The organism is Phreatobacter sp., from assembly GCF_052440005.1.
GTDB lineage: Bacteria > Pseudomonadota > Alphaproteobacteria > Rhizobiales > Phreatobacteraceae > Phreatobacter.
Genome location: NZ_JBQVQL010000143.1, coordinates 1 through 7,003, shown reverse-complemented (window position 1 = coordinate 7,003; position 7,003 = coordinate 1). Strand labels below are relative to the sequence as shown.

The 7,003-nt window shown below is 71.3% G+C and carries 6 protein-coding genes and 1 pseudogene; 6 read left to right on the top strand and 1 reads right to left on the bottom strand.

The genetic code is table 11. The features are described from left to right. Positions 1-795, top strand: a pseudogene (locus ACT6XY_RS21830) (hypothetical protein); the annotation flags it as partial. A gap of 82 nt (positions 796-877) precedes the next feature. Then, complete coding sequence (tolB, locus tag ACT6XY_RS21825; protein ID WP_444750413.1) at positions 878-2,197, top strand: Tol-Pal system beta propeller repeat protein TolB; 1,320 nt, start codon at positions 878-880, stop codon at positions 2,195-2,197. A gap of 4 nt (positions 2,198-2,201) precedes the next feature. Here tolB and ACT6XY_RS21820 read toward each other — a convergent pair whose 3' ends face one another. Beyond that, a complete protein-coding gene (locus ACT6XY_RS21820) occupies positions 2,202-3,641 on the bottom strand; it encodes a hypothetical protein (RefSeq protein WP_444750412.1) in 1,440 nt (479 codons plus the stop codon). Positions 3,642-3,753: 112 nt separating this feature from the next. On the opposite strand from ACT6XY_RS21820, the gene ACT6XY_RS21815 reads away from it, so the two are divergent. From ACT6XY_RS21815 to ACT6XY_RS21800, 4 genes are all read left to right on the top strand, one after another. Continuing rightward, positions 3,754-4,197 carry a MarR family winged helix-turn-helix transcriptional regulator gene (locus tag ACT6XY_RS21815; protein WP_444750411.1) on the top strand — a complete coding sequence of 148 codons (444 nt, stop codon included), beginning with the start codon at positions 3,754-3,756 and terminating at the stop codon, positions 4,195-4,197. 40 nt (positions 4,198-4,237) lie between these two features. Further along, positions 4,238-5,590, top strand: coding sequence for an MATE family efflux transporter (locus ACT6XY_RS21810; RefSeq protein ID WP_444750410.1), 1,353 nt, complete (start codon positions 4,238-4,240; stop codon positions 5,588-5,590). A gap of 401 nt (positions 5,591-5,991) precedes the next feature. Continuing rightward, the gene (gene pal / locus ACT6XY_RS21805) at positions 5,992-6,489 is read left to right on the top strand and encodes a peptidoglycan-associated lipoprotein Pal (protein WP_444750409.1); all 498 of its coding nucleotides are present in this window, start codon (positions 5,992-5,994) and stop codon (positions 6,487-6,489) included. Between the two features lie 142 nt (positions 6,490-6,631). Beyond that, positions 6,632-7,003 (top strand): YbgF trimerization domain-containing protein (locus ACT6XY_RS21800; RefSeq protein ID WP_444750408.1); only part of this gene is annotated, 372 nt, incomplete at its 3' end.

Here is a 7,003-nt window from a genome sequence, read left to right as displayed (position 1 = left end):
GCCGCCGAGCAGCAGCAGGAGGACCTCGCCGCCAAGGAGGCCGAGCTCCAGGCCCGCCAGAAGCGTGAGGAAGAGCGCCGGCAGGAACAGCAGCGCCAGGAACAGGCGCGCCGCGAACAGCAGCGCCAGGAACAGCAGCGTCAGGAGCAGGCCCGCCGCGAGCAGGAACAGCGCGAGCGCGAGCAGCGCGAGGCCCGTGAACGCCAGGAACGCCAGCAGCGCGAGGCCCGCGAGAGGCTGGAGCGCGAGCGCGTCGCCCGCGAGGCCCGTGAGCGCCAGCAGCGCGAGGCCCGCGAACGGGCGGAGCGGCAGCGGCAGGAACAGGCCAATGCCCGCCAGTTCGACGCCAATTCCATCGCCGCACGGCTCGCGACCAGCCGCTCGCAGGAGAACGACCGCCGCGCCGCCTCGCGGACCGAGGCGACAGGCGCGACGGCGCCGTCGCGGACCGCATCGCTCGGCACCGCGACGGGCTCGGCCGCCCGCATCACCGGGCGCGAGATCGACGCCATCCGCGCCTGGGCCGAACGGTGCTGGGAGATTCCGATCGCGGCGCGCGAGGGCAACAGCCCGGCGGTACGCCTGCGCGTCTCCTTCAACCCCGACGGGACCGTGACCGCGCGGCCCGAGGTGCAGAATCCCCGCAGCGATTCCAATTTCCAGGTGCTGGCCAATTCTGCCGTGCGCGCGGTGATGCGCTGCTCGGCCGAGGGCGGCGTGCGCCTGCCGCGCGAGCGCTACGACACGTGGCGCGAAGTCGTCCTCAACTTCGATCCCAAGGAAATGATGCGCTGACGGACGCCTCGTGCCGGTTTGTCGTCACGCTCTCGACGAACCGCCATGCCAGCGCCATCTGAAGGCCTCAAGAGACCTGATCATGACCCTGCTTCTGAACCGCCGCACCATCCTCTCCGCCGGCACCGCCATTGCCGGCACGAGCCTGTTCTCGCCCTGGTCGCTTGCGCAGGGCGCGCCACCCGTCATCGACATCCGCCGCGGACAGGTGCAGCCCTTCCCCATCGTCGTGCCGAACCTCGGCGGCGAGGGCGACATGGGCCGCAACATCTCCGGCGTCATCGAGAACAATCTCCGTCGCTCCGGCTTCTTCCGCATCATCGAGAAGCAGGCCTACGGCAACGCGACGCTCGACCCGGACCAGCCGCCGAACTTCGCCCAGTTCCGCCAGCTCGGGGCGGCGGCAATCGTCACGGGCCGCGCCGGCCGCGGTGCCGACGGGCGCTCGCGCGTCGAATTCCGCCTGTGGGACGTCGCCCAGGGCGGCCAGCTCCACGGCCAGCAGTTCGCCACCCAGGAGCAGAACTGGCGCCGCATCGCCCATCTCGTCTCCGACCAGATCTTCGAGCGCGTCACCGGCGAGAAGGGCCATTTCGACACCCGCATCGTCTTCGTCGACGAGACCGGACCGAAGGACCGACGCCAGAAGCGCCTCGCCATCATGGACCAGGACGGCGCCAACGTGCGCTACCTGACCCGCGGCGGCGACCTTGTGCTGACGCCGCGCTTCTCGCCGTCGAGCCAGGACATCACCTACATGGCCTATGCCGGCGGCGAGCCGCGGGTCTATCTTCTCAACATCGAGACCGGCCAGCGCGAGCAGGTCGGCAATTTCCCCGGCATGACCTTCTCGCCGCGCTTCTCGCCCGACGGGCAGCGCATCGCCCTGTCGCTGCAGCAGGGCTCGGGCTCCTCGCTCTACTCGCTCGACCTGCGCTCGCGCGCGGCCGTGCGCCTGACCGACGGTTCGGCCATCGACACCTCGCCCTCCTATTCGCCGGACGGCAGCCAGATCGTCTTCGAGAGCGACCGCGGCGGCGGCCAGCAGCTCTACGTCATGAGCGCAGGCGGCGGCGCCGCCAACCGGATCTCCTTCGGCCAGGGCCGCTATTCGACGCCGGTCTGGTCGCCGCGCGGCGACTTCATCGCCTTCACCCGCCAGGGCGGCGGCCAGTTCGCCATCGGCGTCATCAAGCCGGACGGCTCGGGCGAGCGCATCATCACCTCGGGCTTCCACAACGAGGGCCCGACCTTCTCGCCCAACGGGCTCTTCGTCATGTTCTTCCGCGAGCAGGGGGCTGGCCCGAAGCTGTTCCAGGCCGACATCTTCGCCCGCGCCGAAAACGTCGTGCCGACGCCGAGCTTCGCCTCGGACCCGGCCTGGAGCCCGACGCTGCGCTGAGGCGTCAGGGCCGCCGGGGCGGAAAGCGGTAGAGCGGCTCGAAGACGGGCGCCTGCGGCCACAGGGCGCCGCCGCAGCGCTGGTCGAGCGTCACGAGCATTGTGTAGGCCTGCTGGCGCACCTCGTCCGTCGGCCCCAGCGCCCGGAGAACGCCGAGGGCCTCGGCATGCCGCCCGGCGGCGAAGAGCACCTCCGCCTCGACGATGCGGTAGCTGTCCGGGGCCGGTTCCCGCCGGCGTATGGCACTCGCGGCGTTCATCCAGCCTGACCAGTCGAAATCCGCCGAGAGCAGGGGCGGGCGACCAGGCGCGGGTGCCTCGCCCCTGACATACGCGGCAAGGGTCCTGCGCGTGAGCGATCTCTCCAGCGTGACGAGGGCGTTCGCCGCCGGCCAGCTGTTGCCCGGGCCGGGGAACGAGGCGAGCAGCGTTCGGGCGCGCTCCGGACCCAGGACGTGGATGGTGCCGGCGAGGATCAGCGCGCGGATGGCGTCGCCGTCGGTGGCAGGGTCGATCCGACGGTCGCGGATGCCCTTCAGCAAGGGGGCAACGACCTCCTTCACGAGACGCACCTCTCCGGTCTGGTTCACGGCGGTGGCGAGGATCGATGCGGCTGGCGCAACACCGAGGAGGTCGAGCACCATGTCGAAGCCCTCGGCGCCGGCCGGCCGGTTGGCGTCGAGGAGGTCGACGGCGGCGGCGAGGTCTGCGGGCAGGGTGTCGCGGGCGGGCCGCGTGATGCCCGGCATGAGGCTGCCGCGCCAGACGGGGGCGAAGAGGCTGGCGAGTGCCCGGGTGTCCGCGGGCGGCTGCGGCGAGCGCCTGACAGTCGCGAGCCAGGCCTCCATGTCGCCGCGCATGGCGGCGAGGTCGCGGGCGAGGGTCCAGAGGCCGTGCGCCTCGGCCTTGGCGGCAACCGCTGCGCTCGCGTCGCGGTCGAGATCGGCCAGGGCGCGGGCGAGTGCGACCTGCAGCGCCATCACGGGCTGGGGCGGCGCACCCCCCGCGACCGCCCTGGCGACGTCGGCAAAGAGCCAATCGGCCTCCCCATCGAGGATGAAGGCGCGCAGCACCGAGAGATTGCCAGGGCCGGGAACGGGCGTCGTGCGGGCCGCCAGATAGGCGGGCTTCCGTTCGGCCGGCGGCAGCATGGCGAGTCGGAGTTCCTCGATGCGCTGGGGCGGCTTCGTCCGCGCCGCGAGCCTGTCGACCAGGGCGCGCGCGGCGGGCTCGGGCAGTTCGCCGTAGCGGATCAGCAGGTAGGCGGCGTCGGCGCTGAACCGGTCGCGCCAGAACCGTCGCTCGTTGCGCGGGTCGACGAGCAGGAGGTCGGCGGTCGCGACGACGTCGGGTGTGAGGGCGCAGGTGCGCGGATCGGCGGCGCGCAGCGGTCCGGCCAGCATCAGGATCGCGAGAACGGCGGAGATGCGGGAGACGAACCTCATGGCGGGCGCTCCGGTCTGTGCGGCACCCACCCTAGGCGGGCGGGGAACAGCCATGCAAGCCGCGCGTAGGCCCGCGTCTCGACATGCCTGCATATGCAGCTAATCTCGATCCATGGATCATGCCGCCCCGCAGCTGGCTCTGCCCTGCATCTGCGCCCGCGTCCGCCGCACGGCGCGCCGCGTGTCGCAGATCTACGACCGGCATCTGGCGCCCGTCGGGCTGACGATCAGCCAGTTCGGCATCCTCAGCCAGATCCGCTCCGTGGGCTCGCCCTCCATCGGCGAGATGGCGGCGCGCATGGTGATGGATCCGACGACGCTGACCCGAAGCCTCAGGCCGTTGCAGCAGCGCGGCCTCGTCGTTCTCGCCGCCGACAGCCAGGACCGCCGGACGCGGCGGCTGGCGCTGACGGATGCAGGCGTCGCGGCGCTCCGGCAGGCCCGTCCCGGCTGGGCGGCGGCGCAGGACGAGGTGCGCCTCGCCCTCGGCGAGGAGGCAAGCATCGCCCTCGTCGCGCGGCTCGACGACACGCTCGCCCGCCTGTCGCCGCCATGACGCGGCGCGGCCCCGTTCCCCCGACAGCAAGGCCGGCATCATGACCGCCACCCCCGTTCCGGCCGGCAATCCCATCGTCTCGGCTCCCATCGTCGCGACGATCCTCAGGCTGTCGACGCCGAACATGATGGCGATGGTGGCGACCGCCGCGGTGGCCATCGCCGAGACGGCCTATGTCGGCCTTCTCGGCACCGCGGCGCTGGCCGGCATGGCCCTCGTCTTTCCCATGGTGATGCTGCAGCAGATGATGTCAGCGGGCGCCATGGGCGGGGGCGTCTCTTCCGCCGTCAGCCGGGCGCTGGGGGCAGGGGACGTCGCGCGCGCCCGCTCGCTCGCCTACCACACGGTGCTCATCGCCTTCGCCGGCGGCCTCGGCATGACCGCGCTGTTCCTCGGGATCGGCCCGGCACTCTACCGTCTTCTCGGCGGCAACGGCGCGGCACTGGAGCAGGCGCTCGTCTATTCCAACGTCGTCTTCGCCGGCGCGCTCGCCATCTGGCTCTGCAACCTGCTCGCTTCGGTGGTGCGCGGCATGGGCAACATGGCCGTGCCGTCGTCGACGCTGCTGGGGGTCGCCGCCATCCAGATCGTCATCGGCGGCGGGCTCGGACTCGGCCTCGGTCCGCTGCCGCGGCTGGGCATGGCGGGGGTCGGCCTCGGCCAGGCGGTCGCCTACGGCCTCGGTGCCCTCTGGCTGTTGCGCTACCTGCGCTCGGGCAGGGGACGGTTCGTGCTGCCGCTGTCGGGCGTGCCCCTGCGCCTCGACCATGCCGCCGACATCCTGAAGGTCGGGACGGTGGCCATGCTGTCGTCCTTCCAGTCGGTTCTCACCGTGCTGATCCTCACCCGCCTGGTGGCGCAGTTCGGCGACGCGGCGCTCGCCGGCTACGGCATCGGGTCCCGGCTGGAGTTCCTCCTCATCCCGGTCACCTTCGCCATCGGCGTGTCGCTGGTGCCCATGGTCGGCATGGCGATCGGTGCCGGCAACGCGCCGCGCGCCCGCCGCGCCGCCTGGACCGGCGGGTTCATGGCCTTCGCGGTGACCGGGACGGTGGGCTTCGCCGGCTGGCTCATGCCGGAGGCCTGGGCGCGGCTGTTCTCGGCCGACCCCGCCGTCATCGAAGCGGCGCGCTCCTATCTCGTCTGGGCCGGCCCTGCCTTCGGTTTCTACGGGCTCGGTCTCTGCCTCTATTTCGCCGCGCAGGGTGCGGGGCGCGTCTTCGGCCCGGTCCTGGCCGGCACGGCGCGCCTCGCCGTCATCGCCGTCGGCGGCTGGTGGCTGGCCTCCACCGGCCAGCCGGCCTGGACCATGTTCGCGCTCGTCGGCTTCGCCATGGTGGTCTACGGCCTCGCGACCATGGCGGCGATCTGGTCGACGCGCTGGGGCCGCTGAGCTGCAGGCGCCCCCGCTGTTGCATTCGCGCCACAGCGCGCCACCGGATGCCGTTACCGGGAAGGCTTCTCGCCAGCGCCACCCGCCTGCCACAGTCTGGTCACGCTCCGCCGTGAAGCGGGAGGCGTGCCGTCGCCATGTCAGGCGTCGGCGTCGCCGGAGGGCCTTCCGTTAACGGACGGTTGACCATCCGGGCGATTGGCCGGGCGGCGAGGATTTAACGCCTCACCCCCCGACCAATCGCCAAAAACACGGTCGTTTCAGGATCATAACAACCTGGACGCGGCGCATCCGACAGGTCTTGGTGACCGCAACCGCCTCAGGGACACCCGATCCCGGAAGGTTCGCTTAACCGAATTCCTGATACAGGATCGCTCACGTTTCAGGTCAAGGAGACCATCATGCTGACCATGGCTCTCGGCCGCAATCTGAAGTTTGCAGCCATCATGGCGTTCGGCCTCGCGCTCGGCGCCTGCGCCCAGAACCCCACCACCCAGGCCGGTGCCGGCGGCGCCGGTTCGGCCACCCCGGGCAGCGCCCAGGACTTCATCGTCAACGTCGGCGATCGCGTCTTCTTCGAGACCGATTCCTCCGAGCTGACGCCCCAGGCCCGTTCCACCCTCGACAAGCAGTCGGTCTGGCTGAACCAGTACAGCCGCTATTCCTTCACAGTCGAGGGCCACGCCGACGAGCGCGGCACCCGCGAGTACAACATTGCTCTGGGCGCCCGCCGTGCCCAGACGGTGCGCGACTATCTCTCGGCCCGCGGCATCTCCTCGGCCCGCATCCGCACCATCTCCTATGGCAAGGAGCGGCCGGTGGCGGTCTGCAACGACATCTCCTGCTGGTCGCAGAACCGCCGCTCGGTGACGGTGCTGTCCGGCGGCGCCGGCTCCTGATCTGCGGCGATACCGCATGTGAAAACGGCGCACGGGGCAACCGGGCGCCGTTTTTGCTTGAAATGGGCCGAATTGTCGCCCAATTGCGGGCATGAATTGCCACGAGGCGAAGGGCTGAGGGACTGCGATGATGATCGGACGGATGGCGAAAGCCTGGTTCCGCCTGGGGGCAGGCGCGGGAGCGGCGGCCGTCGTGCTGATGCTGGCGCTGCCGGCACAGGCGCAGGGCACCGCCGACCTGATCGACCGGATCCAGCGGCTGGAGGCGCAGATCCGCTCCCTCAACGGCCAGCTCGAGCAGTCGCAGTTCCGTGTCCGCCAGATGGAGGACCAGCAGCGGCGCATGCAGGCGGACATCGAGTTCCGCCTCAACGAGCTGGAGAATGCGCGCGGCGGCGCCCGTCCGGCCCAGCAGCCGCGGCCGCCTCAGCAGCAGCAACAGCAGCAGCCGCAACGGCGCGGCGACGTCTTCGACCCGTCGGAGCAGCAGGCAGCCCCCGGCGCGCCGCGTGAC

Coding starts and splice junctions, on each gene's coding strand:
- tolB (WP_444750413.1), top strand. CDS start 878: ATGACCCTGCTTCTGAACCGCCGCACCATCCTCTCCGCCGGCACCGCC.
- ACT6XY_RS21820 (WP_444750412.1), bottom strand. CDS start 3,641: ATGAGGTTCGTCTCCCGCATCTCCGCCGTTCTCGCGATCCTGATGCTG.
- ACT6XY_RS21815 (WP_444750411.1), top strand. CDS start 3,754: ATGGATCATGCCGCCCCGCAGCTGGCTCTGCCCTGCATCTGCGCCCGC.
- ACT6XY_RS21810 (WP_444750410.1), top strand. CDS start 4,238: ATGACCGCCACCCCCGTTCCGGCCGGCAATCCCATCGTCTCGGCTCCC.
- pal (WP_444750409.1), top strand. CDS start 5,992: ATGCTGACCATGGCTCTCGGCCGCAATCTGAAGTTTGCAGCCATCATG.